Here is a 25,213-nt window from a genome sequence, read left to right as displayed (position 1 = left end):
AACCCACCCGCGACCCCGCCGAGGCAGTCCGGATCGCGCCGCACTACCGCACCGTCTCCGCCAACAAGCAGCGCAAACCACTCTAAGTCACCGGCATTGCATCTAGCGCGTGTTTCAAAGGTGAGGTGAGCGGCGGCGTGTGCTGCAACCACTGTTACCCGTCGGCGTCAGACCGGGCGTCCGCCGAAGTGGGGTAAACGGCGTCGATCGACTGTGGCAGCGGGCCGGGGTCTGGAGGGCGATCCTGGCCGCGTTGCAGACCCGTGCGGACGCCGACGGGGTGATCGTGTGGGACGTGAGCGCGGAGTCCACGATCGTGCGGGCGGATCTCCAGATGGAACCGCCCGATACGCCGGACCGTGGCACCGAGCCGGACGGCCACGGGTTGGGGCCGTCGAGGGGCGGGTGGACCAGCGAACCGCACCTGGCCTGCGAGCAGGACAGGCGGCCATTGTCGCTGCTGGTCACTACCGGACAACGTGGCGACAGCCCGCAGTTCGTGCCGGTGATCGAGGCGACCCTGGTGTCGGGCCCGGGCGGCGGCGACGGATCAAGGCCACCATCGACCAGCCACGCGACCAGGCCGGCCACCGCAAGGCCAAAGGCTCCGCGGGCGGCGGCCACCGACGATCGACAGGCAGATCCACAGGCAGCGCCACGCGGCCGTCCGCTACGAGGCCACCGTCCACGTCGCCGCCATCAACAGCCGGCTACACCACGCGCTAGCCGCGACAACCCGGGTCCTCGTGTCCCGGTCGCGGTGGCACCGCGCCACGCGAGGGGGCTCGATGGCCACGGTGAGACACCTGCTGGACCGCCGGTTCAACGGGTACCTGGGGATCAAGTTGCCGCACGAGCTGGACGACCTCGTGGAGTCGGTCGTGGCCGGGTACCTCGACGCGACGCCCGCCGTGCGGCAGGAGACGCTGGACGCGATCCAGCCGCGCGCGGCGGGCGTGCTCTGCGTCTTCGGTCAGCGGATGGCGACGATGGCCGTGCGGACCGACTCGACGGTGCCGCTCTACCGAGGCATCGTCGGGATGGGAATGGCGGAACGGACGCTGGACGACCCGCGCGACAGCCTCTTCGTGCTGGCGACGGTCAACCACAGCGCCAGGACGCTGGGCACCACCATCACGCGACTCGCCACGGACGTGCGCCGGCACCTGCCGGAACCGGCGTACGAGAGGTTCCTGGCGTTCGACCTGCGCACGGAGAGGGACAAGTCCCTCCCCGCGTTCGGGCTGGCCGCCTACGGGTCCGGGGCCGAGTTCCGGTACGGGCACGGCTCCACCCTGGCGTGAGCGCGGAACGCGCCGGGCATCCGGACGGCGGGAACCGCGGCCGGCAGGCCACGTAGGGAAGCCGAGCCAGCGGAGCGGCCAGACGTCCGGCTGTGCTGCGCGGTGGCGGGTAGTCCGACGTGTAGTCGGGTGAGGTTGGAGTGAGTGCCTCCCGGTTCGGTGTGGTGGGTTCGGTTGTTCCGTCGGTCGGCGAGTGCACCGCGTTGAGCACTCGCCGACCGATGACCGCGCCAACAGACCCGTCACGGCATCGGGTGTGGTGGCCAGGCGTGCGAGATGACGGTCGACGCCGGCATCGGGTAGCGGAGGCCGGGTCGGTGGCGTGCAGGTGGCCGGCGACCGGTGCCGGGTCGGGCGGGTCGGGTCGGGTCGGGTCGGGTCAGAGGTTGGTGGGTGGGGCGGTCCAGTCGGTGGCGGCTACTTGTTCGGCCAGGTGGCGGATCTGGTCTGGGGCCAGGCCCGTGTTCAGGGCCGCCCGGAGCAGTTCGGTCAGGCGGTGGTTCGGGTTGGCTTCTTCGGCTCGGTCCAGGGCGAGGATGGCCAGGGTGCCGTTGCCCCTGACGTAGGCGGAGAAGGCGAGGAGGGTGGCCGGTTCGGCCCGTTCCGGGGCGGGGCTCGCCCGGGTCAGTTCGGTCCACAGGGTTTCGGCGCTCTCGGCGTGCTCGCCCACGCAGTAGGCCAGGGCGGCGTCCCTCGTCAGCGGGTTCGACAAGGCGTGCGCCAGGTCGGCCACCTCCTCGTCCGTCAGCAGGCGTTTTCGGGTCGCCGCACGCACCACCTCGGCGTGGATCAGCTCGCGGTCGCGAGGGGGCACGGTCAGGTCGTCCGGTGGCGGCTGGTCGGCGGCCAGGCGGTTGAGGAGGATGGATCGGCGGGACAGCTCCGCCGGCGGGTCCGGGGTCAGGACGTCGCCCATCGCCTCACGGCTGGCGTACGTGACGTGGCCGTCCGCCGCCGACGCCGCGGCGAACGCCGTGCTCGACGGGTCCGGCACGGTGCCCGAGGTGCCCACGTCGTGGTAGTCGAACCACCGCTCGCCCTTCGCCGTCGCCCGCGTCCACACGGCCAGCAACAGCGGCACGTCGACCTCGTGGAGCGCGTCGTCCAGCTCGTCCACCAACGTGGCGTGCGGCAGGTCTTCGGGCGGGTCGCTCGAACCGCCGCCGACCACGACGACCACCGCGTCGTCACCCCCGCACCCGACCAGCGGCGCGGTGAGCCGCTCGGGCACGCGGTGCGGCACGCCGGGCGGCGGCAGGTCCACGCGCAAGGTCATGGCCACGTCGTGGTCGCGCACCACCAGGACCACGACCGAGTCGGACGGGTGGAAGCCGAGCAGGTGCGGCACGGCGGCGATCAGGTCGCCCGGGTCTCGCAGGCGGGTCGGCGGCAGCAGCTTCGTCATGGGTCCGACAGTGGACCAGCGCGGTCGGGCAGGCCGGCGGCGATCGCCGATCTGTGGACAACTCGGAAAAGGGCCGTCCCCACCGAACTGGGGACGGCCCTACGACCTGCGGAAACTCAGCAGCTCGGTGCTACTTGACCGTCCGAACCTGTGTACACGTAGGCATCGGAGATGTACCCCGTCCCGATCTTGTCCCACAGGTTGGTGGTGCCGTACTTGCCGGTGATCGTCTCGCCCTGCGTCTGGCAGCCGATCGTCACCGTCGCGCCGTTCGCGACCGAGCCGACGGCGGCGTACTGCGTGCCGGGGCCCGACCGGATGGTCACGGCCGCGCCGCTGTCGGTGCCGACCGTGCCGGTCACGCCGCTGGTGCCGCACGAGTTGCGGCTGGTGTAGCTGCGCGTGCCCCAGTAGTAGATCTGGGTGCCGTTGAACCTGATCTTCTGGTCGACGCCGTTGAGCCTCTGCTCGTAGTGCAGGTGCGGCCCGGTCGACCCGCCGGTCGTCCCGACGCTGCCGATCCGCTGGCCGATCCGCACGGACTGCCCGACGGACACGCTCTGCGCGGACAGGTGCGCGTACCGGGTGCGCCAGCCACTGCCGTGGTCGATCTCGACCCACCGGCCGTAGCTCGTGCTGCCCTCGTTGGCGACCCTCGTGACGCTGCCACCCGCCGACGCGACCACCGGGTCGCCGTCGTCGTTGGCCCGGTTGAAGTCGACCGAGTTCGCGGGGCTGTGGTTGGTGCGGGTCTGGCCTTCCCACACCTGGTTGCACGGGAACGGCATCTGGAAGTTCGGCGCCGCCGCGGCCTCGCCCTGCGTGAGGACGAGGCCGATCAGCGGCGCCACCAAGGCCGTGACGAACACGCGTCGGCTCATCTGCCACCTCCTTGACGACTGGGGGTGATCATCCGACCACGCCCGGCCGCCTTAGTGGAAGACTTACCAGGTATTGAGTTGGTGAATTAGTTCCTAACCAACCGAACGGCGCAACCGTCCATCACCCACTCAGCAGTTGCGACTGGTGTAGTTGCGCGTGCCCCAGTAGAGGATCTGCGAACCGTTGAACACGATCCTCTGCGCGACGCCGTCGAGCCGCTGCTCGAAGTGGAGGTGCGGCCCGGTCGAACCGCCGGTCGTGCCGACGTCGCCGATGCGCTGCCCCCGCGACACGGTCTGACCGACGCTCACCCGCTGCACGGACAGGTGCGCGTACCGGGTGCGCCACCCGCCGCCGTGACCGATCTCGACCCACCGGCCGTAGCTGGTGCTGCCCTCGTTCTCCACCCGCGTCACCGTGCCCGCCGCCGACGCCACGACGGGGTCGCCGAGGTCGTTGGTGCGGTTGAAGTCCACGGCGTTGGCCGGGCTGTGACTGGTCCGGGTCTGACCCGACCAGACCTGGTTGCACGGGAACGGCATCTGGAACCCGGGCGCCGCGGCGGCCTCGCCCTGCGTGAGGGCGAGGCCGACCAGCGGCGCCACCAGTGCCGTGACCAGAGCGCGCCGGATCCGACTCATCTGCCACCTCCTTGACGACTGTGGCGCCGATCCGACCACAGCCGCACCCGTTAGTGGAAGACTTTCGAAGTGTCTGCTTCGTGAATTACTTTCTAACCAACCGATCGGCGCAACGCGGCGATGCCCCCGACCACGGGGAGTTCCACCACCGTGGACGTCAGGTCGACCGACAGCCCCGCGCCCGGGTCCGGCCGGAGCGTGTAGTCGTGGTCAGAAGAGATCAGCACGAACTCCACGCGGTGACCAGACGGGACCACGTAGTCGTTCGGCTCCAGCTCGACCTCGACCCGGTACCGCTTGCCCGGCTCGATTGGCTTGGTCCGCGACGGCGACACCCGGTTCTGCGGGTCGGTCCACCCGCGCGTGATCACGTGCGACGTGCCGTCCGGCGCCCGGTCCACCAGCAGCGCGGTCACGTTCGCCGCGGGCCGGTCGAACGAGATCGCCAGGTCGACCCGGGCCACGCCGGAGAACCGGAGCGGCTCGGCGGTCGGCCTCGTCGCGTACGAGAGGCGGTTGCCGGAGGCGGGCAGGTCGATCAGGTCCTCGGCGAGCTTGGACGCGTCGTCGCGCAACGTCTCGACCACCGCGTTGCCGGGCACGGACTCGAACCGCAACGCGCCCTTGGTCGTGCCGCCCGCCCACGGGTACACCCGGGCGGTCGACGTGCCGGGGGCGGGCCAGTCGGCCTCGTCCACCCACGTCGTCTTGTCCTCGCGCTGGATCGTCGCCTTGGGCTCGCGCTCGATGCCGTTGTCGATCCCGTACAGGTAGTGGCTGAACCAGCGGTTGATCGTGCGCCGCCACTCGACCGGCCGCAGCGTGTCCGGGTCGGTGTGCGCGGCCTGGTGCAGCCAGATCTTGTGCTCGACGCCGTGCCGCCGCAGCGCGTCGTACCACTGCGAGACGTGCTTGACCTTGACGTTCCAGTCGCTCAACCCGTGCACGGCCAGCACCGCGGCCCGCACCTTCGCGGCGTCCTTGACGTAGTTCCGCTCGTCCCAGAACTCGCTGTAGTCGCCGGTCACGCGGTCCTGCCGGGCCGCCACGTCGGCGATCACCGGCTTGCAGACCTCCCGGTCCTCGCGCGTGTAGACGTACTCGGCCAGCACGTCCAGGTCCTCGCCCTGGAACCCGCCGGGCGCCACCACCGCGCCGTCGGCCCGGTAGTAGTCGTACCAGCTGGAGATGGCCGCGATGGGCACGATGGCCTCCAGGCCCTCGACCCCGGTGGCGGCGACGGCGTTGGGCAGGGTGCCGTTGTACGACACGCCCATCATGCCGACCTTGCCGGTGGTCCACCCCGCCACGACGGGTGCGCCCGCCGCGTCACGGGCGGTGGCACGGCCGTTGAGCCAGTCGACCACGGACTTCGAGCCGACGGTCTCGTTGTGGCCGCCCGAGGTGGGGCAGCCGGTCGACTTGCCGGTGCCCAGCGACTCGGCGTACACCATGGCGAAGCCGCGGGAGAGGAAGTAGTCCTCGTACCGCCCGGACCGGATCGGGGCCGGGTTGGGGCCGACGGCGGCGGCGATCCGCTCGTCCGCCTCCGCCTTGAGCAGCGAGCCGTCCCGCTTGTCGTACCCGCCGCGGCGGTTCGGCACGTACAGCTCCACGTCGACGTCGTGGTTCGCCACGTCGTTGCCGCCGGAGAAGTACGGGCTGTTGAAGAACACCACCGGGACCTTCAGCCCGCGGTCGGTGGCCTTCTGGCGCACCACCTCGGTGTAGACCTCGTCGTCGTGCCCGTCGCGGTCGCTGTCGACCGGCGCGCGCACCCACAGGCTCTCGCGGACCACGTCCTTCGGGTCGAAGACGGGTTGCGCCTCGCCACCGACGAACACCGGGCCTTCCGCGACGGCGCCGGCCACCGCGGGCGTCAGCCCCAGCGGCAGCGTCACCAGAGCGGCGAGCACCGCGGCTCTCCGTGCACCCTTCACGACCGAACCCCCATCATGTGTAGGACAGGTTTGCGGCTGACCCTCCCCCGCGCCACTACCCCTGTCAAGGGTGCCCAAAGTCCACAATGGACATTCTCGTAAGACCCGACGAACGGCCCCTTGACCAGCGGCGGAGACCTGTGCAGACTCGCCCGGGCCATGCGTGACTTCATCGCCGCGCTGCCCAAAGTGGAGTTGCACGTCCACCTCGTCGGGTCAGCCTCCCCAGCCACCGTCCTCACCCTCGCCCGCCGGCACCCGCAGCACGGGGTGCCGACCGACGAGGCCGAGCTGCTCCGGTTCTACGAGTTCACCGACTTCGGCCACTTCATCGACGTCTACGCGGCGGTGAACGACCTGGTCACCACGGGCGACGACGTCGCCGCGCTGGTGCTGGGCCTGGCCGAGGAGCAGGCGCGGCGCAACGTCCGCTACGCCGAGGTGACCGTGAGCGCGACCAGCCACCTGCGCGCGGGCATCGCGCCGGAGGAGCTGGGCGAAGCCCTCACCACCAGCCGCGAACGGGCGAGGGCCGAGCACGGCGTCGAGCTGGCGTGGGTGTTCGACATCCCCGGCCTGTGGGACCGGGACTTCGGCCTGACCAGCGCGAAGTACGCCGTCACGCACCGGCCGCCGGGCACCGTCGGCTTCGGGCTCGGCGGGTTCGAGGCGGACGCGCCGCGGCGGGCGTTCCGCGAGGCGTTCACCGTCGCCCGGGACGCGGGCCTGCACTGCGTGCCGCACGCGGGCGAGACCACCGGCCCAGACCAGGTCCGAGAGGCGCTGGACGAGCTGCACGCCGAGCGGATCGGCCACGGCGTCAACGCGGTGGCCGACCCCGAACTGCTGCGCCGGCTGGCCGCCGAGGGGATCACCCTGGAGATCTGCCCCACCTCGAACCTCCGCACGGGCGCGGTGAAGGACATCAAGGACCACCCGCTGCCTAGGCTGCTCGACGCGGGCGTGCCGGTCACCCTGGCCACGGACGACCCCGGCATGTTCCACACCGACCTGGACCGCGAGTACCTGCTGTGCCACGAGGTGTTCGGCCTGGGTGAAGCGGAACTGGCCGAGCTGGCCCGCACCGGGGTGCGGGCCGGCTTCGCGCCGGACGACCTCAAGCGGTCACTGCTGGCCGAGATCGACGCGCTCGGTCACTGACACCGCCGGCCACCGCCACGCCGAGCGCGGCCAGCGCAATCACCGCGCCCACCCAGTTGGGCGCGGTGTAGCCGAACCCGGCGTCGATCGCCGCGCCGCCCAGCCACGCGCCCGCCGCGTTGCCGAGGTTGAACGCGGCGATGTTCGCCGCCGACGCCAGCGCGGGCGCGCCCGACGCCTGCTCCAACACCCTGGCCTGCAACGGCGCCACGGTCGCGAACCCGAACACGCCGAACACCGCGATCGTGACCGCCGCCGGCACGGCCCACTGCGCGGTGAACGCGAACACCGCCAGCACCACCGCGAGCGCGCCCAGGAACGCGTACAGGCTGGGCATCAGGCGACGGTCCGCCGCACGCCCGCCGAGCACGTTGCCCACGAACAGCCCGACCCCGAACAGCACCAGCAGCCACGTCACCGCGCCCGGCGAGAACCCGGCCACCTCCGTCATCATCGGCGCGACGTAGGTGAACGACGCGAACACCGCGCCGAACCCGAGCGCCGTCGTCACCAGCGCCAGCCACACCCCCGGCCGCCGGAACACCGCCAGCTCGCCGCGCAGCCCGGTCGACGGCGGCTGCGGCGGCACCAGCGCCACGATCCCCACCAGCCCGACCACGCCCAGCGCGGTCACCGCCCAGAACGTCGACCGCCACCCGAACTCCTGCCCCAGCGCGGTGCCCGCCGGCACCCCGAGCACGTTCGCCGCGGTCAGCCCGGTGAACATCAGCGCGATCGCCCGCGCCCGCCGGTCGGGCGCGACCAGCCCGGCCGCCACCACCGACCCCACGCCGAAGAACGCGCCGTGGCACAGCGCGGCGACGACCCGTCCCACCATCAGCAACGCGTAGTCGTCGGCGACCGCGCACACCAGGTTGCCCAGGACGAACAACGCCATGAGGCCGATCAGCAACTGCTTGCGCGGCAGCCGCGACCCGCCCGCCGTGATCAGCGGCGCGCCGACCACGACGCTCAGCGCGTAGCCGGAGACGAGCAGCCCGGCGGACGGGATCGAGACCCCGAGATCGCCCGCCACCTGCGGCAACAGGCCCACGATCACGAACTCCGTGGTCCCGATGCCGAACGCGCCCACGGCCAGCGCGAGCAACGCGGGCGGCATCACCGGGCACCCAGCCAGGTCCGCAGTTCGCCCAGCAGCACGCGGTACTCGTCGAGCACGCCGTCCATCAACACGAACGGGTGAATCGTGCCCTCGAACTCCCGCAGCCGCACCGGCACGCCGGCCGCCGCCAACCTCGCCGCGTACCGCTCGCCGTCGTCGCGCACCGGGTCGTGCCCGGCGATGGCCACGAACGCGGGCGGCAGCCCGTCCACCGACGCCCGCAACGGCGCCGCGAGGTCCGAGACCGGGGTCGAGCCGAGGTAGTGCGACCAGAACCACCGCATCGTCCCGGTCGACAACGCGTAGCCCGTCGCGTGGTCCACGTAGGACCGCGTGGTGAAGTCGACGTCCAGCGCCGGCACCACCAGCACCTGGAACGCGAGGTCGAGCGTGCCGCGTGCCTTCAGCGCCACCGCGGCGGCGAGGTTGCCGCCCGCGCTGTCGCCCATGACCCCGATCCGCGCCGGGTCGACGTCCACCGACGCCGCGTGCTCGAACAGCCACGCGGTGGCCGCGTACGAGTCGTCCAGCGGCACGGGGAACGGGTGCTCGGGCGCCTTCTGGTAGTTCACCGCGAAGACCGCGTGCCCGGTGGTGGCGGCCAACGCGCGCAGCGCCACGTCGTAGAGGTCGAGGTTGCACGTCACCCAGCCGCTGCCGTGCAGGAACACGATCGCCGGGAACGGCCCGTCGCCCTCGGGGTAGTAGATCCGCGCGGGCAGGTCGGCCGTCGGCCCGGGCACGAAGAAGTGCGCGACGTGCGCCACCGGCTCCGGCGGGCCCTGGAACGCCAGGAACCCCCACTGCGCCTGGCGTGCCTCGACGACGGTCAGCTCCTCCAGCGCGGGCGCGCCCGCGAGCTTCTCCAGCACCGCGCGGGCCTGTTCGTTCAATGACATGGACCGATCATCCGATGACCTGCTGTGATAAGTCCAAGGCATGTTCTTTCTGGAACGCATAAGCTGAATTCATGACGTTGAGGCAGTTCGAATACTTGATCACGGTCGTGGACGAGGGGTCGTTCACCCGCGCCGCCGAGTTGCTGCACGTCACCCAGCCCGCCCTCTCGCACCAGATCCTCGCCCTGGAACGCACCGTGGGCGCCCGGCTGCTCGACCGACTGCCCCGCGCCGTCCGCCTCACGCCCGCCGGTCGCGCCTGGCTCCCCCACGCCCGTGCCGCCTTGGACGAGGCGGAGCGCGCGCTCACCGCCGCACGACGCACGGCGGGCGTGGAGTGCGGCGAACTGCGCGTGGCCACGCTCTACTCGCTCACCCTCGGCGTGCTGCCCGCCGTGCTCCGGCGGTGGCGCGCGGAGCACCCGGACGTGCGGATCCGCCTGTTCGAGCACCGCCACGCCGACGAACTGCGGGAGGCCATGGCCGACGGGCAGGCCGACGTCGCCCTCGGTCCCGAGCCGGTGAACTGGGTCGGCTTCCAGCAGCGGCTCGGCGTGGAGGAGTTCGTGATCGTCCTGCCGCCCGACACGCACCACCGCGAGCCGATCGACCTGCGTGCGCTCGCCGACGTCGGGTGGGTGCACTACGCGCCGGGCAACGGCCTGGCCGACCTGGTCGACGCGGAGTGCGCGGCCCGCGGCTTCCAACCGGGCGCGGCCGTGCGCACCGAGCAGACCGCGGCGGCGCCCGTGCTGGCCGCGTCCGGGCTGGGTCCCGCGCTCGTGCCGCGCAACATCGTGCCGGAGACGTTCGACGGCACGGTCCTGCGCACCGACCCGCCCGTGCGGCGGACCCTGGTCGCGTACGGGCACAAAACGCCCGATCCGCTCGCGTCGGCCTTCGTGACGCTGCTCGCCGAGGCAGGATGGGACGCATGAGGCTGGTCATCCTGGGCGGCGGCGGCTTCCGCGTGCCGCTCGTGCACAAGGCGCTGGACGAGCACATCACCGAACTCGTGCTGCACGACGTGGACGCGCACCGGCTGAACGCGATCCGCCACGTGCTGCGCGACGGCCCGCCGGTCACCGCCACCACGGACCTGGACGAGGCGTTGCGCGGCGCGGACTTAGTGTTCTCCGCGATCCGGGTCGGCGGCCTGGCCGGGCGCGCGATCGACGAGGAGGTGGCGCACGCGCACGGCGTCCTCGGGCAGGAGACCGTCGGGGCGGGCGGCATCGCGTACGGGCTGCGCACCGTGCCGGTGGCGGACGCGATCGCCCGGCGCATCGCCGAACTCGCGCCGCACGCCTGGGTCGTCAACTTCACCAACCCGGCCGGGCTGATCACCGAGACCATGGCCCGCCACCTGGGCGACCGCGTGATCGGCATCTGCGACTCGCCGCTGGGCCTGTGCCGCCGCGTCGCCAAGGCGCTCGACGTGGAGAACCCGACGTTCGACTACGCGGGCCTGAACCACCTCGGCTGGTTGCAGGGCGTCTACCTGGGCACGGAGAACCTGCTGCCCACCCTGCTGGCCGACGACGGGGCGTTGACCGGTTTCGAGGAAGGCCGGATGTTCGGCGCGGAGTGGTTGCGCGCGTTGGGCGTGATCCCCAACGAATACCTGCACTACTACTACTCGACGCGTGAGGCCTTGGGCGACAACCGCGGTGCTTTCCTGCTCAACCAACAACAACGCTTCTACGACGGCGACGTGGACTGGGAGACCACGCGGCTGGAGCGTGAAGCGACGTACATGGCTCAAGAGCGTGAACGCGACAGCCTTGAGGGCGGCGGCTACGAGCACGTGGCCATGGCGCTCATGCGGGCCATCGCGGACAACGAGACGGCGACGCTGATCCTCAACGTGCCCAACAACTCCACACTGTCCACCTTGGACGACGACGCGATCGTCGAGGTGCCGTGCGAAGTGGACGCGACGGGCGCGCGCCCCCTGCCGGTGAGCCCGCTGCCCAACCACGCCGCGGGCCTCGTCACGTCCGTCAAAGCCGTGGACCGACTGGTCATGGAGGGCACGCGCCCGGCCGCGCTCAAGGCGTTCGCCCTGCACCCGCTGGTCGACTCGGTCGCCACCGCCAAGAGCCTGCTGGACACCTACGTCCGCCGGCACCCGGAGCTGGCCTACCTGAGCTGAGCCCGGCCCAACGCGTCCGCACGCCGGGTCGTCTCCGGCTGCCGCGTCACGCACAGCCGCAGCACCTCGGCGCACGCCCGGTCGAGGTCGATGCGGTGACCGACGGACACGAACACCGGCTTCACGCCTTCCCTCGTCCGCAACGCCCGCCCCACGACCTCGCCGTCGTCCACGAGGTCCGTGTGCGACCCCCGCACGTCGTCCGGCATGTCGAACCGGCCCATCGGCGTCTTGGCCACGCCGACGCTCGGCAGGCCGGTCACCACCCCGAGGTGGCAGGCCAGCCCGAACCGCCGCGGGTGCGCCAACCCCTGCCCGTCGCACACCAGGAGGTCCGGCGTCACGGTCAGCCGCTCCATCGCCTCCAGCAACGACGGCAGCTCCCGGAACGCGAACAGGCCGGGCACGTACGGGAAGTCCGCCTTGCCCGTCACCACGGCGGAGTCGACCGTCCGCAACGACCCGGCCTCCAGCACCACGATCGCCGCGGCCAGCCGGTCGTCGTCGGCGTAGGACACGTCGAGCCCGGCGACGTGCCGCACCACCAGCCCGGGGTCCGTCACCGCCGACACCGACGGCCGCAGCCGCTCCTGCTCGGCGATCGCCTCTTCGGGCGTCACTCGTGCCTCACCGAGGCGCGGTGCGCCGCCAGGAGGTCCTCGCCGAAGTCGCCGGACCGCCGCCGCCACACCGAGTGCGCGTGGTTGGCGTCGTTGTCCGTGTTGTCGTACTCGATCAGCAGTTCCGGCCCCTGGATCCGGTAGTAGTGCCCCTCGCCGCGCTTGTCCGAACCCTCCCACGAGAAGTGCAGCCGGTCCGGCTCCAGCGCGTCGAACTCCTCGTCGGCCAGGTCGCCGGTGAGCCGGTCGAGGTAGTACCGCACCAGCCCGACGAGCAGCCCCCGGGCCGGCCGGTCGAGCTGCGCGGGCGTGACGCCGACCGGCTCGAGGTCGCCGATCCGGCGCGCGTTGCCGGTCTTCAGGTCCGGCGGCGGCGTGTCGGCGACCACGGCCAGCCCGCGTGCCGTGCGCCCCATCCGGTCCAGCAGCTCGCGCGCCAACTCCTCCTCCAGCCGCAGCGGTTGGAGCACCGTGCGGCCCCGGTACGTGGTGCGGGCCGGGTGGGCGCCGAAGAAGAACGGTGTCGCCGACACGCGTCCGTCGGCCACGACCACGCTCAACGACAGGTGGTGGCCCTCGACCCGCCAGCCCCACGGCTCGTCACCGGGCTCGCCGAGCAGCACGGTCCGGTAGTCGCCCTGGTGCCGGTCCCGGGTGCCGCCTTCGCGGTCGTCCAGCACGTCCTCCAGCGCCATGATCGCGGTGGCCTGCGCGTAGGCGTGCGGGCTGAGCACGCACGCCAGCAGCCGGTGCACGGCTTTGCGCTGGTCACGGCTCAGCTCGCCGTAGCCGACGCCCGGCCGCGGCCCCGGCGTGTAGGCCCACCGCGTGCGCAGGTCGTCGTCGCCCACGTCCCGCACCGCCGCCGTCCGCTGCCTGTCGTCCAGCAGGTCGAGGAAGCCCCTGGTGGCTTCGGCGATCTCGTGCAGCATCACTCGAACTTAGCCGCCTTGCGGGCGCGGAGCAGCAGCCGGGCGTCGGGCGTCGACTACCAGCAGCACGATCGGCAGGACCACCGCGAGGGCGAGCGTCACCACGTTGCCGACCTGGTCGACCACCGGCATGTGGTCGAGGTGCCCGAGGTGGAACACCAGGTGCGGCACCGCGAACACCAGGTACGACACCAGGATTGCGCGCGCCAGGAGCAGATTGGTCGCGGCGAACGCCAACGCGACCGCGAACGCCAGGTTGAGGCTGCCGAAATCACGCAGCAGGTGCTCGTTGAACGGCGGGAACATCGCCACCCAGTGGTGACCGGGCGCCGGGAAGCCGTCGTAGAAGCCCTGCGGCGCGAGCAACGCCCAGCCGCCGACGCCCGCCTGCGCGGCGGCCAGGAACCACAGTCCGATCCGGAGGAATCTCATGCCCCTCGGACGACGGACGCCGCCGAGGTGTGACAGGGACCGGGGTCCGCCCGGTCACGGCCAGGGCTTCAGCTCGGGTGCCTCGCCGGTGATCGGCCCGTCCGGCTCACGGCCCGCGAGCCACGCGATCAGGTCGGTGCGCGAGCCGGTCAACGTGACCTCCTCGCCCTCGCCGACGGTCCACCGGCGTTCCGGCGCCTGGAGGGTGAGCCGGATGCCGTCGGGCACCCGCGCGGACAGGAAGTCGACGGCGTGGTCGCAGAACTCGGGCGACCACGTGACGGGGCCGAGGTCGAGGTCGCGGAGGTGGATCTCGGCCTCGCGCCAGACCCCGTAGGCCGTGCCGGTGAGCGTGCCGTCGCGGTAGAAGACGGGGGTGTCCCAGTCGCGGACGTTCTCCCAGGCCTTGGCGAGCCGGGCGGCCGCGTCGGCGATCGCGGCCCGGTGCTCCGCCGCGGAACGCCCGGCGTCGGCCTCGATCGCGGCGTCCCGTTCGGCCCGCCCGCCGGGGTAGGGCTGGACCTTCGTGCCCTCGTGCTCGGCTTGGCCCGCCAGCGCGACGGTGACGTTCGCCAGGTGCGCCAGCACGTGGCCGCGCGTCCAGCCGGGCAGCACCGACGGTCGCGCCACCTGCTCGTCGGTGAGGTCCTCGATCGCGGCGGCCAGCCTGCGGTGGGCGTCCAGCGCCTGCTCCTGGATCGTCACAACTCCCCCTAATGGATAGACAGCTCAAACCCATTAGGAACCTATCACTAGACTCGCCCGGGTGGCACTGGCGTTGGAGTTCGCGAGCACGGTCCGGCACGACGGGCACGGCGGGCTCACGGACGACCTGGCCACGCCGGAGGGCTTCACCGCGTGGGCCGGTGTGCGGGCGGACGAGGCGTTGCGGGCGCGGGCGGTCGAACTGCGCTGGGCCGTGCGGTCGCTGTTCGCGCACGCGACGCGGGCCCACGAACGCTTGGACACGCCGCACCTGATGGACGTCGAACGCGCGCTGCGGATCGTCAACGAGGCCGCCGCGCGGGTGCCGCGGGCGGCGCGGTTGGAGTGGGACGAGCAGCCGAGGATGCGCTACGTGGACTCGGCCGACGACGGCGACCGCCTGCTGGCGACGCTGGCGACGGCGGCGATCGAGTTCCTGGCCGGCGGCACGCGGGCGGACCTGCGCGCCTGTCCCGCGCCCCGGTGCATCCGGTACTTCGTCAAGGCCCACCCGCGGCAGGAGTGGTGCAAACCGTCGTGCGGCAACAGGGCCAGGGTCAGCAGGCACTACCACCGCGACACCTGACGGCCCGACCGCGCGGGCGCCGGAAGACGCCCGCGCGACCAGTGGCTAGCCCTGCACGATGTACGCGGTCAACTGGTCGTGGTCTTCCTGCAACTGGTTGATCCGGCTCTTCACCACGTCGCCGATGCTGACGATGCCGACCAGCTCGCCGTCGTCGACCACCGGCACGTGCCGGATGCGCCGCTCGGTCATCAGCACCGTGAGGCTGTCGACCGAATCCCGCGGCGTGCACGTGAGCACCTCGCTCGTCATGATCTCCGCCACCGGCGCGGCCAACAGCTCGCCGCCCCGGTCGTGCAGCTTCCGCACGACGTCGCGTTCCGACACGATCCCGGCGATGCCCTCGGGCCCGAGCACGACCATCGCGCCCACGTTGTGCTCGGCCAGCGCGGCGACGAGCTCCGCCACCGACGCTCTCGACTCGACCGTGGCCACGGCCGAACCTTTGTTGCGCAACACGTCAGCGATCCTCATGGGCACCTCCCGATCTCCGCCAGACCCGGTTGCTACCCAGCTCAGGCTAGTTCGCCGGGCACGTGATCGGCAGATCACGTGCCCGAAGAGAGCACTACCCCGTCACGTCGTCTTCCGCTGTGCGGCCGTCGCGAGGAGGCCGACGGCGGTGATCGCGACCAGCACCACGACGGTCTGGTGGAACCCGCCGAGCGCCGCGCCCAACGCCGGTCCGACCGAGAAGCCGACCGTGCGGACCAGCGTCGTCACGCCTCCGGACGTGCCCATCAGCTCCGGTGGCGTCCGCGCCATGACGGCCGCCGCGTTGGGTCCGGCGAACAGCCCGTGCCCGATCCCGATCAGCGCCAGCCGCCACGCCAGGTCCCACGGATCATCACCCGCCTGGAGCAACAGGACCGTACCGATCAAGGCCACCGCCGTGCCGACCACGGCGACCGACCGGTACCCGTACCGGTCCGCGATCACCCCGGCGATCGGCGACAGCACCGCCATCCCCGCCGAGAACGCCAGCAGCACCAACCCGACCGTCCGCGACGGCAGCTCCACCAACGCGTAGGGCACCGCGAAGTGCAACGCGCCCGCCCCGACCACCACCAACATCATCGCCACCAGCGGCAGCGCCAACGACGGCAGCCGAACCACGCGTGCACCGAGCACCGCGGACTCGACCAGCAGCCGCACGCTCGGCCACGGCAACCCGCGCCCGTCCGTCGCGATCCCCCGCCGCCCCACCAGCGCGGCGAGCGCCACCACCGGCAGGTTGATCAGGAAGACGGACCGCCAGCCGAACAGGTCGGTCAGCAACCCGCCGAACGCCGGGCCGGCCACACCGCTCAACGGGATGAGCGTGAGCACGATCCCCATCGCGCGCGCTCGGTGTTCCGGACGCACGTTGGCCGCGATGATCGGCATGGCCAGCGCGCCGATCAACGCGCTGAACACCCCCTGCAACGCCCGCCCGGTCAACACCACCGCCGCGTTGGGCGCGACCGCGATCAGCAGGCTGGTCGCCCCGAACCCGCCGACCGCCAGCAGGAACGCGGGCAGGTGCCCGGCCCGGTCCAGCCACCTGCCCGCCGGGAGGCTCAACGCGATCAACGGGATGTTGTAGGCCAGCAGGACCCACTGGGTGACCGTTGGCCCGGCGTCGAGCTCGGCACCGAGCACCGGCAGCGCCACCGCGACGGCGGTGAGGTCGAGCGACCCCAGCACGATCGCGGACGACACCGCCCACACCGCGCTCCAGCGGGTGCGCTCCAGCACGGTGGTCACGCGACCACCCGGCCGACCAGCTCGGCGAGCACCCCGCCCAGCGCCTCCCGCAGATCGTGGTCCAGCAACCTGTCGTGCTCGTCGAACCGCCGGAACGCCTGCCCGACCGCCACCGGCCCGCCGACCACCGACGCGCCGGCCGTGGCCAGCACCCGCAGCAGGTCGCCCTGCGCCAGCGCGGCGCCGTTCGGGCTCGGGCTCGCGCCGACCACGGCGACGGGCTTACCGGTCAGCACTCCCGCTCCGTGCGGCCGGGACGCCCAGTCCAGCGCGTTCTTCAACTGGCCCGGAAGCGATCCGTTGTACTCCGGCGTCGCGATCAGCAGCGCCGTCGCCGACCCGATGGCCTCCCTCAGCCCCGCGACCGCCGGCGGCACCGGCCCGTCCTCGGCGTCCTCGTCGAACGGCGGCACCGCTGCCAACCCGTCCCACACCACCAGCCGCGCGTCCTCCGGCAGCTCGTGCCGTGCCGCCGCCAGCAACCTCCGGTTGAACGACTGAGCGCGGAGGCTCCCCGCGATCCCCAAGATCTCCATGCCGTCAACGGTCGGTCTAAGGCACCCGGCGGGGCATCGGGCACGAGCCCTATTCGAACAGCCTCAGCCTGTGAGCCGTCGCCGCCGCCTCGACCCGGTTGGCCACGCCGAGCTTGCCCAGGATGTTCGACACGTGCACGCTCGCCGTCTTCACCGAGATGAACAGCCGCTCGCCGATCTCCCGGTTGCCCAGCCCGTCCGTGACCAGTCGCAGGATCTCCACCTCACGGGCGGTCAGCCCGAACCGCGCCCGCTGCGCCGCGCCCTCGCCGGTCAACGTCACCCGCGCCCGCCGCGCCAGGTCCGCGATCCGGTCGCGCAACGGCGTCGCGCCGAGCCCTTCGGCCAGCTCCGCCGCACGGCGCAACGCGTCGGCGTCCCGCGTCTGCGACGCCAGCCCGAACAACGCCTCGGCGTGCCACAACGGCTGACCCAACGCCTCCCAGGCGGCGACCGCCTCACGCCACTCGCCCCGGCACGTCGACGCCCACGCGGCCTGCACCGGTCCGGCCACCGGCAGGTCCGGCGCCGCCAGCCCGAGCCGCACACCCAACGCGGCCAGCGGCCAGGAGAACCGGGACGCGACCCGCACGTGCGGCAGGTCGAACGCGGCCCGCACCACGGCCGCCGCCTCGTCCACCCGGCCCTGCGCCCACCGCACCTCGGCCTCCAGCCGGGGCAGCTGCAGCGGGTCCTGGATGAACGGCGTGTCGGCCAGCTCCCGCGCCCTGGTCAACGCCCACTCGGCCCGGTCGACGTCGCCCCGCTGCACGTCCACGAACCCCGCCAGGCACAGCAGGTGCGCGTGGTAGACGGCCGGCGGCGCGTGGTCCAGGGCGTGGTCGACGCACTCCAGCGCCTCGTCCCACCGGCCCGCCGCGATCAACGCCCTGGCCAGGTCCACGGCGTGCGACGTGCCCGCGGACCGCGCCAACCCGAGCTCACGGGCGGTCCGCAGGCCGAGCCTGGCCAGCTCCTCGGCCTCCGCGAGCCGCCCGTACGCCTCCGACAACGACGACTCGCAGTGCAGCGCGCGCAGCCGCACGCGGTGCGCCGCGACGTTCTCCGCGATGGCCCGCGCGCGGCGGAGCCGGGGCAGCTGCGCGTCCAGGTCGCCCAGCCGCGCGTCAAGCACGGCCAACGAGATCAGCGCGGCGGCCTCGGACGGGTCGTCGCCGGCGTGGTGGGCCGCGCCCAACGCCTCCTCCGCGACCTCGCGCGCCTCGTCCGGGCGCGGGACCGCCATCAGCCGGGCGGCCAACGAGTTGAGCAGGTAGCCGCGGATCGGGTGCCCCTCGGGCGCGAGCCGCACGGCCTCGCGGTGGTCTTCGAGCGCGCCCGGCCTGCCGAGCTGGGCCCGCAGCCGACCGCGCTGCTCCACCACGGCCGCGTACCGGATCCGCTCGACCGCCGGGTCGAGGCAGGCCAACAGCTCGCTGGTCAGCTCCTCGCCGCGCTCGTGCTCCCCCGCGCGGCTCGCCGCCTCACCGGCCGCCTCCAGCACGGTGAGCCGGTCGACGTCGAGGTGCGCGGCGTCGTCCCACAAGGACAGGACGCGGTCGAGCATGGCCAGCTGCTCGGCGTAGGCCAACGTGCGACGGGCGATGCCGGCGGCCTCCCACGCGGCGGACACCGCGCCCGCGACGTCACCGGCCGCGTACCGGTGGTGCGCCAACTCGGCGGCGGCGGACCTCGGCAGCACGGCGGCGTACCGCGCGTGCAGCTCGACCCGTTCGCCGGGGAGCAGCCGCCGGTAGACCGCGTCGCGGATCAACGCGTGCCGGAACGCGTAGCCGTCGCCGTCCACCACCATCACGCCGGCGTCCACAATGGACCGCATCGGCGTGACGTCGTGGACTTCGCGCAGGACGTCGTGGGACACGCGCCGGCCGCCGACAGCCGCGGCGCGCACGAGGGCGACGGCGGCGGGCTCCAGCCGTTCGACCCGGCTGAGCAGCAACTCCTCCAGCGACAGCTCCGCCTCGCCGTCCACGAGGGCCTCGACGAACAGCGGGTTGCCCTCGCTGCGCCGGAACACGGCGTGCGCGGACACCGGATCCGGTTCCGCGCCGAGGATCCCGCGCAGCTGGGCGCGCACGTCGCGGGCGGACAGCCGGGGCAGCTCGAACCGGCGCACCCACGGCACCCGGCTCAGCTCGGCCAGCAGCGGCCGCACCGGGCCGCCGAGCTCGTCGGACCGGTAGGTCACCACGACCACCGACCGCGGCACCGCGCGTTGGTTGCGCACCAGGAAGTCGAGCAGGTCGCGGCTGGAGCGGTCCAGCCAGTGCGCGTCCTCGACCACGAGGACCACCGGCCGTTGCTCGGAAAGCCTGCCCAGCAACGACAACACGCCCTCGAACAACCGTGGGCGTGCCTCGTCCCCCGTCGCCTCGCCCTGGAACGAAGGCAGCAGCGGCGCGAGGTCGGCGCGTTCGCGGTCCGTCACCTCGACACCGCGCAGGGCCGCGACGAACGGCGCGAACGGCAGCCCGTCCAGCTCGACGCAGCCGCCGAGCAGCACGGTGGCGTCGAGCCGGGCGGTGAAGTCGTCGATCAGCCGGGACTTCCCGACACCCGCCTCACCGCCGACGAGCACCGTCGCGGGCGCGTGGTCGAACGCGCCCGCGAGGTGCCCGAGTTCGGCCGACCGCCCGACCAGCTCCGGGCTCACCAGGTGTGCGCTCATAGCGCACCGGAGACTAGTCGAGCGGTCGCGTGCCGGTCGTCGCTCAGCCGCCGCTCGTGCGCCGGAACACGCGTCGGCCGACGAACGTGTTCTGGTGCGGGCGGCCCGGGATCTTGTTCACGCCGTCGTTCTTCTGGGCGTGACCGCGGCGGGCCGCGCGGTTGAGCGGAACCTCGGTCTGCTCCGGCTGGTCCTGCTCGCCGTCCTCGACCTGCGGAACGTCCTGATCGGTCATGTCTGCCTCCTGGGTGTGGCGAGGTCGCTGGTCAGCGACGACGCAGGGCGTACTGGCGCGGGTTGACGACGGCTCGGCCGCCGCCGAAACGCGGCTGCACCGCGCCGGACGAGCGAGCGCCGCGGCGTGCGGCGCGGTTGGACGGCTGACCGTCGTGTGGCGGTTCGTTGCGCATGGTGGGCATGCGTTCGCCTCCTCGGTGTTCGAGGCGTGCAGAAGACTACGACCCGTGGTTCGACAGGGTCGCGTGAAGAGCCGCTGGGGCCACCAGGAGAAGGGCGCGGCACGGCCCGAGGCCGGTGCGGCGCTGGAGGAAGAAGTCCTCAGAGGTAGATCTGGAAGAACATGGTCATGACGTTAGCGTGGTTTCCGCCGCCGCGCCAATCCTTTTACCGGTCGGCGCGGATCCCGCCCGCCGCGCCCACGCCACGGCGGGCGTCATGGCCAGTGCGGCGGCCAGGAACAGCGCGCCCAGCACGAGCCAGCCCACCACTCCCCCGCCCAGCACCAGGGTGGTGAGCAGCAACGGGCCGACGGTGCGCGCGACCGCCGTGCCGGTGCCGTAGAACCCCTGGTACTGCCCCTGCTTGTCGGCCGGCGCGAGGCCGAAGCCGATCTCCCACGAACCCGCGCCGTGCAGCATCTCGCCGACCACCTGGATGCCCGCCGCGACGACGAGCACCGCCACCGCCACCCGATCGGGTACACCTGCGGACCACGCGAACACCGCGCACGACGCGAGCAACAACACCCCTCCACGCCGCACCGACCGTGCCGCCGTGCGCAGATCGGTCACGCCGCGCGCCAGCCGCACCTGCCCGACCACCACCGCGCCGGTGTTGAGCACGAACAGCAGGCCGACCACCCACTTCGGCGCGGAGGTGCGTTCGACGACCCACAGCGGCACGACCAGGCTCAGCATCGGCATGTAGAGCAAGAGGACCGAGTTCAGCAACGCCACCAGCGCGTACGGCCGGTCCCGCAGCACCCCGAGCCGTCCCGTCCGGGCCACCGCCACCACCTCGGGCACCCCGCGCAGCACCACCGCCGCGACCACGAACCCGACCGCGTCCAACGCGAACACCGCCAGGTACGCCGCCGCCGTGTCCACGTGCAACGCCACCCCGCCGAGCCCCGCGCCCACGGCCAGCCCACCGTTGACCACGGACTGCAGCACGGCCCGCACCCGCGTCCGCCGCTCCGGCCCGACCAGCCCCGCCAGCAACGCCTGCCGTGCGGCGGCCAACCCGCACTGACCGCACGTGTAGGCGCACGCGGCCACCACGAACGCCCAGAACGAGCGGACCACCAGGAACGACGCCAGCGCACCGGCCGTGCCGACCGCCAACCCGATCGCGACCCGCCTCGGCCCGACCCGGTCGGCGAGGTGCCCGAACCCCACCCCGACCACCGCGCCGACCGCCCAGGCCACCGTCAACGCCACCCCGACACTCGTCGCCGACAGGCCCACGACCCGGGTGAAGTAGAGCGCGGAGCACACGTAGAACGCCCCGTCGCCGACCGAGTTGGCCACCTGAGCGACCGCGAGCACCTTCGTCGTCCCCATGGGACGTCACGCTAGGTGCCCGATTGGCCCACGCTAAGGGCCAACTCCAGGCCGATGCGTTGGGCCAATCACTCCCGGATGTCCACGATCTCGCCCTCGATCACGGTGCCGTCCACGACCGCGGGTGGTTCGTCGCGTTCGGTGAAGAAGCGGGCGGCGAAGGTGCCCACGGCGCCGGTCGTGACGGCGTCGAACGTGCCCCCGATGAGGCCGCCCACCAGCGGCACGCCCTTGGCCAGGGTGACCGTCGCCTTGGTCGTGCCGTACTTGGCCAGGAGGGTGAAGCCGACGCGCTTGTTGACCTCGCGGATGAGCTGGGCGGGTATCCGTTCGATCAGGTTCATGGTGAGCCTGGAGCCGACCCGGATGCCCGCCTTCTTCAGCAGCTCGGTCCCCGCGTTGCCCAGCAGGCACACCAGGATCGCCGTCTGCACCTCGTCGCTGTCCAGGTCGTGCCCGTGCACGGCGGCGATCGACGCGATCAGGTGCGTCTGCACCAGGTAGGACGCCGTCAGGTTCGCGGGCAGGGTGACCGGCAGCGTGATCAGGCCGCCGACGTTCGTCGCGAAACCCTGCACGCCCGCCGCCGCCACGTGCGTCCGGATCAGGTGCTTGATCGCCTCCTCCGGCGTCAACCCCTTGTCCAACGCCTCCACGGCCATCTGCCGGGCGCCCTTGAACGGCCCGAACCCGTTGATCCCCACCCTGAGCAGGTGGTCGACGGCGTTCTGCTGCACCCTGGTGATCGCACCCGGTTCGTCCACCATGACCCCGAGGTTACGCGGCGCGCGATCGGGTAGCCGAGGCCAATGGACATGTCTTCGTTGGGAGAGCTGGTCAGGCAACGCGGCCCGTTCGCGTCGGTCTACCTGGACGCCTCGCACGACACCGAGGACGCGGCCAAGGCCATGGAGCTGCGCTGGCGCGGGGTGCGCGAGGAACTCGCCAAGCAGGGCGCGGACGACGCCACGCTGGACGCGATGCAGGAGGCGGTGCTGGCGCCGGTGCCGGGGAAGTCCGGTCGGGCGCTCGTCGCGGCCCACGGCAGGCTGCTGCTGGACCGGGTGCTGCCGCGCCCGCCCGCCGTGGAGACCGTGCGCTGGTCGGACCTGCCGCACCTGCTGCCGCTGGCCACCTGGATGGAACCCGCCGTGCCGCACGTCGTCGTGCTGGTCGACCGGGCGGGCGCGGACCTGCACGGGTACGACGGGCGCGGTGAGCGCACGGGTGACGTGCACGACGAGGTGCACGGCGACGAGCACCCGTTGCACAAGGTCCCCGGCGGCGGCTGGTCGCACCGGCGGCTGCAGAAGGCCGTCGAGGAGACGACCAAGCGCAACGCGGCGCTGGTGGCCGCGGAGGTCGACCGGCTGGTGACGGGCCTGGACGCCCGGCTGCTGGTCCTGGGTGGCGAGGTGCAGGCACGTGCGGACGTGCGCGAGGAGCTGAGCCCGCGGTGCCGTGACGTGCTGATCGAGGTCGAGGGCGCGACCCTGGCCGAGGGCGCGGACGACGCCGCGTTCGACCACGCCGTGCAGTCCCTCGTGACCCAGTACCAGTTCGACCTGGACAACGACGTGGTGGAGGAGTTCACCGCCGAGGCAGGCCGCCCGGACGGCCGCGCGGTGCAGGGCCTGGCGCCCGTGGTGGAGGCGCTGCGCGAGGCGAAGGTGGCCGCGCTGCTGGTGTCCGACCCGGCGCTCGGCGACCGCACCGTGTGGTCCGGCGACGATCCGGCGCAGCTCGCGCTGCGGGAGAAGGACCTGCTCGGCCTCGGCGTCGAGCACGTCGGCGAGCACCGGGCCGACGAGGCGCTGGGCACCGCCGCGGCGGCGACCGGCGCACAGGTGGTCGTCACCGATGTCGCCGAGCTGCGGGAGGGCGTGGGCGCGCTACTGCGCTACTAGCCCGTGTTCGAGGTAGGGGTCACGAGCAGCGGGCCCGGCTCCACGGCCGGGCCCAGCCCCTCCAGCAACTCCTGGGCGCACGCCTCGCGTGGCGTCTCGCCCGGTTCGACCACGAGCACGCGGCCCGGCGCGTCGAGGAACAACGCGCCGGACGCCGCGAGCGCGGCCACGCTCAGACCGCCGCCGCGACGACGTCCTCGGCGGGCTTCTTCTCCAGCGCGATGACCTTCTTGTCGCGCCGGCTGCGCTTCTCCAGGTACGTCGCCAGCCACGTCAGCAGCAGGCACATGGAGATGTAGACCGCGGCCACGATGATCGTGACGGGCACCAGCGGCCGGCCGAACTGGAACTGGCTGCCGATGTCGCGCGCGAAGTCCAGCAGCTCGTCGTAGGTGATCAGGAAGCCGAGCGCGGTGTCCTTCAGCAGCACGACGAGCTGGCTGATGATCGCCGGCAGCATCGCCCGCACCGCCTGCGGCAGCAGCACGTGCCTCATCACCTGCGTCTTGCGCATGCCCACCGCGTAGGCCGCCTCGCTCTGCCCGCGCGGCAGCGACAGCACGCCCGCGCGGAACACCTCGGCCAGCACCGAGCCGTTGTAGAGCGTCAGGCCGAGCACCACCGAGTAGAGCGGCGAACCGAGGGACACGCCGTAGTGGAAGACGAAGATCAGCACGACCAGCGGCACCGCGCGGAACAGCTCGACGACCACCATCGAGGGCACGCGGATGACCTTGTGGTCCGACAGCTGGCCGGCCGCGAAGATCGCGCCGAAGAGCAGGGCGAACACCGCGCCGAGGGCGAACGCCTTGAGCGTGTTCAGCAGCGCCTCGCCCAGGGTCAGCTGGATGTTCTTGTACTCGAGCCAGGACCACTTCCGGCCTTCGAACTGGCCGGTATCGGCGAACCGGTAGAGCACGAAGCCGATGGCCGCGACCAGCACGAGAATGCCGATCGCCGCGTAGAGGCGGTGGCGCAGCCGGGCCCGGGGCCCGGGGACGTCGAACAGGACCGAGCTCATCGGGCGATGCTCCACCGCTTCTCAAGGCTGCGTTGCAGCAGGGTCATGGGGATCACGAGCACCACGAAGAACCCGGCGACCCAGAGCAGGCCGATCAGCTGGTTCTCGCCGCGCTCCGCCAGGTTGGCGCTGATGGAGCCCGCCTGGAACACCGAGAAGCCCGCCGCGATGGTGGTGTTCTTCAGCAGGGCGATCATCGTGCTCATCATCGGCGGCACGACCGCACGGGTGGCCTGCGGCAGCACCACGGACCCGAGCATCTGGCCGAACGTCAGGCCCAGCGCGCGAGAGGCCTCCGCCTGGCCGACCGGAACGGTGTTGATACCGGCACGCACGACCTCGCACACGAACGCCGCCGTGTAGAGGGTCAGCGCGAAGAGGGCGGCGGTGTAGAAAAGGCTGGCCGCCGAACCGCCGAACGTGTCCGCGGTCACGATTCCGAGCGCCGGGAACGCGAGGGCGAAGAAGAAGAACACGAGCGTGAGCGGGGTGTTGCGGACGATCGTCACGTAGGCGGTGCCCATGGCTCGCATCACGGGGACCGGCGCGACCCGCAGCATCGCCAGGATCGTCCCCAACACCAGCGACCCGACCGCGGAGATCAGGAACAGCTCAACGGTGTTGAGGAACCCGGGCCCGTACAGGTCGAGGTTGTCGAGCAGGACGTCCATCGGCTTCCTCGGCTAGGTGGGTGTGGTGCGGCCGGCCGCCGGAACACCGACGACCG

General features: G+C 72.3%; 27 protein-coding genes. 6 read left to right on the top strand and 21 right to left on the bottom strand.

Annotation, left to right across the window (positions count from 1 at the left end; genetic code table 11):
- Positions 1 to 788: 788 nt before the first annotated feature.
- Positions 789 to 1,304 (top strand): hypothetical protein, encoded by a 516-nt coding sequence (locus tag ADK67_RS51150; RefSeq protein ID WP_053718865.1) that lies wholly within the window; start codon positions 789 to 791, stop codon positions 1,302 to 1,304.
- Between the two features lie 379 nt (positions 1,305 to 1,683).
- On the opposite strand, the gene ADK67_RS24650 is transcribed toward ADK67_RS51150, so the two are convergent.
- The 4 genes from ADK67_RS24650 to ADK67_RS24635 all read right to left on the bottom strand — a co-directional run bounded on the left by ADK67_RS24650 (position 1,684) and on the right by ADK67_RS24635 (position 6,172).
- Entirely contained in the window at positions 1,684 to 2,709 is a 1,026-nt protein-coding gene (locus ADK67_RS24650) for a DUF4192 domain-containing protein (protein ID WP_053718864.1), read from the bottom strand.
- Positions 2,710 to 2,825: 116 nt separating this feature from the next.
- Positions 2,826 to 3,590 carry a M23 family metallopeptidase gene (locus ADK67_RS24645; protein ID WP_053718863.1) on the bottom strand — a complete coding sequence of 255 codons (765 nt, stop codon included), beginning with the start codon at positions 3,588 to 3,590 and terminating at the stop codon, positions 2,826 to 2,828.
- A gap of 129 nt (positions 3,591 to 3,719) precedes the next feature.
- Positions 3,720 to 4,232 carry a M23 family metallopeptidase gene (locus ADK67_RS54745; RefSeq protein WP_053718862.1) on the bottom strand — a complete coding sequence of 171 codons (513 nt, stop codon included), beginning with the start codon at positions 4,230 to 4,232 and terminating at the stop codon, positions 3,720 to 3,722.
- 92 nt (positions 4,233 to 4,324) lie between these two features.
- A complete protein-coding gene (locus ADK67_RS24635) occupies positions 4,325 to 6,172 on the bottom strand; it encodes a Xaa-Pro dipeptidyl-peptidase (RefSeq protein ID WP_053718861.1) in 1,848 nt (615 codons plus the stop codon).
- 159 nt (positions 6,173 to 6,331) lie between these two features.
- Here ADK67_RS24635 and add point away from each other — a divergent pair, with 159 nt between their 5' ends.
- Entirely contained in the window at positions 6,332 to 7,333 is a 1,002-nt protein-coding gene (gene add / locus ADK67_RS24630; RefSeq protein ID WP_053718860.1) for an adenosine deaminase, read from the top strand.
- On the opposite strand, the gene ADK67_RS24625 is transcribed toward add, so the two are convergent.
- Entirely contained in the window at positions 7,290 to 8,453 is a 1,164-nt protein-coding gene (locus ADK67_RS24625; protein WP_053718859.1) for an MFS transporter, read from the bottom strand. The two genes, add and ADK67_RS24625, sit on opposite strands and share 44 nt — an antisense overlap.
- Positions 8,453 to 9,355: an alpha/beta hydrolase gene (locus ADK67_RS24620; protein ID WP_053718858.1), complete on the bottom strand. Its 903-nt coding sequence runs from the start codon at positions 9,353 to 9,355 to the stop codon at positions 8,453 to 8,455. The genes ADK67_RS24625 and ADK67_RS24620 overlap by 1 nt, the downstream gene beginning before the upstream one ends.
- 71 nt (positions 9,356 to 9,426) lie before the next feature.
- On the opposite strand from ADK67_RS24620, the gene ADK67_RS24615 reads away from it, so the two are divergent.
- A complete protein-coding gene (locus ADK67_RS24615) occupies positions 9,427 to 10,293 on the top strand; it encodes a LysR family transcriptional regulator (protein WP_053718857.1) in 867 nt (288 codons plus the stop codon).
- Positions 10,290 to 11,510: a family 4 glycosyl hydrolase gene (locus ADK67_RS24610; RefSeq protein ID WP_053718856.1), complete on the top strand. Its 1,221-nt coding sequence runs from the start codon at positions 10,290 to 10,292 to the stop codon at positions 11,508 to 11,510. Before ADK67_RS24615 ends, ADK67_RS24610 begins: the two co-directional genes overlap by 4 nt.
- On the opposite strand, the gene ADK67_RS24605 is transcribed toward ADK67_RS24610, so the two are convergent.
- From ADK67_RS24605 to ADK67_RS24590, 4 genes are read right to left on the bottom strand one after another with little or no spacing between them, the layout of a single operon-like run.
- Positions 11,498 to 12,130 (bottom strand): endonuclease V, encoded by a 633-nt coding sequence (locus ADK67_RS24605; protein ID WP_053718855.1) that lies wholly within the window; start codon positions 12,128 to 12,130, stop codon positions 11,498 to 11,500. The two genes, ADK67_RS24610 and ADK67_RS24605, sit on opposite strands and share 13 nt — an antisense overlap.
- Entirely contained in the window at positions 12,127 to 13,062 is a 936-nt protein-coding gene (locus ADK67_RS24600) for a DUF3500 domain-containing protein (protein ID WP_053718854.1), read from the bottom strand. Before ADK67_RS24600 ends, ADK67_RS24605 begins: the two co-directional genes overlap by 4 nt.
- Positions 13,063 to 13,071: 9 nt before the next feature.
- A complete protein-coding gene (locus ADK67_RS24595; protein WP_053718853.1) occupies positions 13,072 to 13,494 on the bottom strand; it encodes a hypothetical protein in 423 nt (140 codons plus the stop codon).
- A 54-nt stretch (positions 13,495 to 13,548) separates the two neighbouring features.
- Entirely contained in the window at positions 13,549 to 14,199 is a 651-nt protein-coding gene (locus ADK67_RS24590; protein ID WP_053718852.1) for a maleylpyruvate isomerase family mycothiol-dependent enzyme, read from the bottom strand.
- 61 nt (positions 14,200 to 14,260) lie between these two features.
- Here ADK67_RS24590 and ADK67_RS24585 point away from each other — a divergent pair, with 61 nt between their 5' ends.
- Positions 14,261 to 14,785, top strand: a complete 525-nt coding sequence (locus ADK67_RS24585; RefSeq protein ID WP_053718851.1) for a CGNR zinc finger domain-containing protein — start codon at positions 14,261 to 14,263, stop codon at positions 14,783 to 14,785.
- A 45-nt stretch (positions 14,786 to 14,830) separates the two neighbouring features.
- On the opposite strand, the gene ADK67_RS24580 is transcribed toward ADK67_RS24585, so the two are convergent.
- The 8 genes from ADK67_RS24580 to ADK67_RS24550 all read right to left on the bottom strand — a co-directional run bounded on the left by ADK67_RS24580 (position 14,831) and on the right by ADK67_RS24550 (position 22,325).
- A complete protein-coding gene (locus ADK67_RS24580) occupies positions 14,831 to 15,259 on the bottom strand; it encodes a CBS domain-containing protein (protein WP_053718850.1) in 429 nt (142 codons plus the stop codon).
- Positions 15,260 to 15,361: 102 nt separating this feature from the next.
- Positions 15,362 to 16,531 carry an MFS transporter gene (locus ADK67_RS24575; protein ID WP_053718849.1) on the bottom strand — a complete coding sequence of 390 codons (1,170 nt, stop codon included), beginning with the start codon at positions 16,529 to 16,531 and terminating at the stop codon, positions 15,362 to 15,364.
- Positions 16,528 to 17,067 (bottom strand): NADPH-dependent FMN reductase, encoded by a 540-nt coding sequence (locus ADK67_RS24570; protein WP_053718848.1) that lies wholly within the window; start codon positions 17,065 to 17,067, stop codon positions 16,528 to 16,530. Before ADK67_RS24570 ends, ADK67_RS24575 begins: the two co-directional genes overlap by 4 nt.
- A gap of 49 nt (positions 17,068 to 17,116) precedes the next feature.
- Positions 17,117 to 19,756 carry an ATP-binding protein gene (locus tag ADK67_RS24565; RefSeq protein ID WP_053718847.1) on the bottom strand — a complete coding sequence of 880 codons (2,640 nt, stop codon included), beginning with the start codon at positions 19,754 to 19,756 and terminating at the stop codon, positions 17,117 to 17,119.
- Positions 19,757 to 19,799: 43 nt separating this feature from the next.
- Positions 19,800 to 19,991: a hypothetical protein gene (locus ADK67_RS24560; protein WP_053718846.1), complete on the bottom strand. Its 192-nt coding sequence runs from the start codon at positions 19,989 to 19,991 to the stop codon at positions 19,800 to 19,802.
- Between the two features lie 31 nt (positions 19,992 to 20,022).
- The gene (locus ADK67_RS51145; protein ID WP_157620804.1) at positions 20,023 to 20,175 is read right to left on the bottom strand and encodes a hypothetical protein; all 153 of its coding nucleotides are present in this window, start codon (positions 20,173 to 20,175) and stop codon (positions 20,023 to 20,025) included.
- A 165-nt stretch (positions 20,176 to 20,340) separates the two neighbouring features.
- Positions 20,341 to 21,558: an MFS transporter gene (locus ADK67_RS24555; RefSeq protein WP_053718845.1), complete on the bottom strand. Its 1,218-nt coding sequence runs from the start codon at positions 21,556 to 21,558 to the stop codon at positions 20,341 to 20,343.
- A 68-nt stretch (positions 21,559 to 21,626) separates the two neighbouring features.
- Positions 21,627 to 22,325 (bottom strand): EcsC family protein, encoded by a 699-nt coding sequence (locus ADK67_RS24550; RefSeq protein WP_053718844.1) that lies wholly within the window; start codon positions 22,323 to 22,325, stop codon positions 21,627 to 21,629.
- Between the two features lie 48 nt (positions 22,326 to 22,373).
- Here ADK67_RS24550 and ADK67_RS24545 point away from each other — a divergent pair, with 48 nt between their 5' ends.
- Entirely contained in the window at positions 22,374 to 23,465 is a 1,092-nt protein-coding gene (locus ADK67_RS24545) for an Rv2629 family ribosome hibernation factor (RefSeq protein ID WP_157620803.1), read from the top strand.
- On the opposite strand, the gene ADK67_RS51140 is transcribed toward ADK67_RS24545, so the two are convergent.
- The 3 genes from ADK67_RS51140 to ADK67_RS24535 are packed head-to-tail and all read right to left on the bottom strand — an operon-like array spanning position 23,462 to position 25,157.
- Positions 23,462 to 23,635, bottom strand: a complete 174-nt coding sequence (locus tag ADK67_RS51140) for a hypothetical protein (RefSeq protein ID WP_157620802.1) — start codon at positions 23,633 to 23,635, stop codon at positions 23,462 to 23,464. The genes ADK67_RS24545 and ADK67_RS51140 overlap by 4 nt on opposite strands.
- Before the next feature lie 2 nt (positions 23,636 to 23,637).
- Complete coding sequence (locus ADK67_RS24540; RefSeq protein ID WP_053718842.1) at positions 23,638 to 24,486, bottom strand: amino acid ABC transporter permease; 849 nt, start codon at positions 24,484 to 24,486, stop codon at positions 23,638 to 23,640.
- On the bottom strand, positions 24,483 to 25,157 hold the full coding sequence (locus ADK67_RS24535; RefSeq protein WP_053718841.1) for an amino acid ABC transporter permease: 675 nt from the start codon (positions 25,155 to 25,157) through the stop codon (positions 24,483 to 24,485). The genes ADK67_RS24540 and ADK67_RS24535 overlap by 4 nt, the downstream gene beginning before the upstream one ends.
- Positions 25,158 to 25,213: the final 56 nt, after the last annotated feature.

Origin of the sequence: Saccharothrix sp. NRRL B-16348 (assembly GCF_001280085.1) — a bacterium.
Taxonomy (GTDB): domain Bacteria; phylum Actinomycetota; class Actinomycetes; order Mycobacteriales; family Pseudonocardiaceae; genus Actinosynnema.
This window is presented reverse-complemented; position numbering and strand designations above follow the sequence as displayed.

Excerpts from the sequence above, each read along its gene's own strand:
- ADK67_RS51150 (WP_053718865.1), top strand. The coding sequence starts at position 789 with ATGGCCACGGTGAGACACCTGCTGGACCGCCGGTTCAACGGGTACCTG.
- ADK67_RS24650 (WP_053718864.1), bottom strand. The coding sequence starts at position 2,709 with ATGACGAAGCTGCTGCCGCCGACCCGCCTGCGAGACCCGGGCGACCTG.
- ADK67_RS24645 (WP_053718863.1), bottom strand. The coding sequence starts at position 3,590 with ATGAGCCGACGCGTGTTCGTCACGGCCTTGGTGGCGCCGCTGATCGGC.
- ADK67_RS54745 (WP_053718862.1), bottom strand. The coding sequence starts at position 4,232 with ATGAGTCGGATCCGGCGCGCTCTGGTCACGGCACTGGTGGCGCCGCTG.
- add (WP_053718860.1), top strand. The coding sequence starts at position 6,332 with ATGCGTGACTTCATCGCCGCGCTGCCCAAAGTGGAGTTGCACGTCCAC.
- ADK67_RS24625 (WP_053718859.1), bottom strand. The coding sequence starts at position 8,453 with ATGCCGCCCGCGTTGCTCGCGCTGGCCGTGGGCGCGTTCGGCATCGGG.
- ADK67_RS24620 (WP_053718858.1), bottom strand. The coding sequence starts at position 9,355 with ATGTCATTGAACGAACAGGCCCGCGCGGTGCTGGAGAAGCTCGCGGGC.
- ADK67_RS24615 (WP_053718857.1), top strand. The coding sequence starts at position 9,427 with ATGACGTTGAGGCAGTTCGAATACTTGATCACGGTCGTGGACGAGGGG.
- ADK67_RS24610 (WP_053718856.1), top strand. The coding sequence starts at position 10,290 with ATGAGGCTGGTCATCCTGGGCGGCGGCGGCTTCCGCGTGCCGCTCGTG.
- ADK67_RS24600 (WP_053718854.1), bottom strand. The coding sequence starts at position 13,062 with ATGCTGCACGAGATCGCCGAAGCCACCAGGGGCTTCCTCGACCTGCTG.
- ADK67_RS24595 (WP_053718853.1), bottom strand. The coding sequence starts at position 13,494 with ATGAGATTCCTCCGGATCGGACTGTGGTTCCTGGCCGCCGCGCAGGCG.
- ADK67_RS24580 (WP_053718850.1), bottom strand. The coding sequence starts at position 15,259 with ATGAGGATCGCTGACGTGTTGCGCAACAAAGGTTCGGCCGTGGCCACG.
- ADK67_RS24570 (WP_053718848.1), bottom strand. The coding sequence starts at position 17,067 with ATGGAGATCTTGGGGATCGCGGGGAGCCTCCGCGCTCAGTCGTTCAAC.
- ADK67_RS24565 (WP_053718847.1), bottom strand. The coding sequence starts at position 19,756 with ATGAGCGCACACCTGGTGAGCCCGGAGCTGGTCGGGCGGTCGGCCGAA.
- ADK67_RS24560 (WP_053718846.1), bottom strand. The coding sequence starts at position 19,991 with ATGACCGATCAGGACGTTCCGCAGGTCGAGGACGGCGAGCAGGACCAG.
- ADK67_RS51145 (WP_157620804.1), bottom strand. The coding sequence starts at position 20,175 with ATGCCCACCATGCGCAACGAACCGCCACACGACGGTCAGCCGTCCAAC.
- ADK67_RS24555 (WP_053718845.1), bottom strand. The coding sequence starts at position 21,558 with ATGGGGACGACGAAGGTGCTCGCGGTCGCTCAGGTGGCCAACTCGGTC.
- ADK67_RS24550 (WP_053718844.1), bottom strand. The coding sequence starts at position 22,325 with ATGGTGGACGAACCGGGTGCGATCACCAGGGTGCAGCAGAACGCCGTC.
- ADK67_RS24545 (WP_157620803.1), top strand. The coding sequence starts at position 22,374 with ATGTCTTCGTTGGGAGAGCTGGTCAGGCAACGCGGCCCGTTCGCGTCG.
- ADK67_RS24540 (WP_053718842.1), bottom strand. The coding sequence starts at position 24,486 with ATGAGCTCGGTCCTGTTCGACGTCCCCGGGCCCCGGGCCCGGCTGCGC.
- ADK67_RS24535 (WP_053718841.1), bottom strand. The coding sequence starts at position 25,157 with ATGGACGTCCTGCTCGACAACCTCGACCTGTACGGGCCCGGGTTCCTC.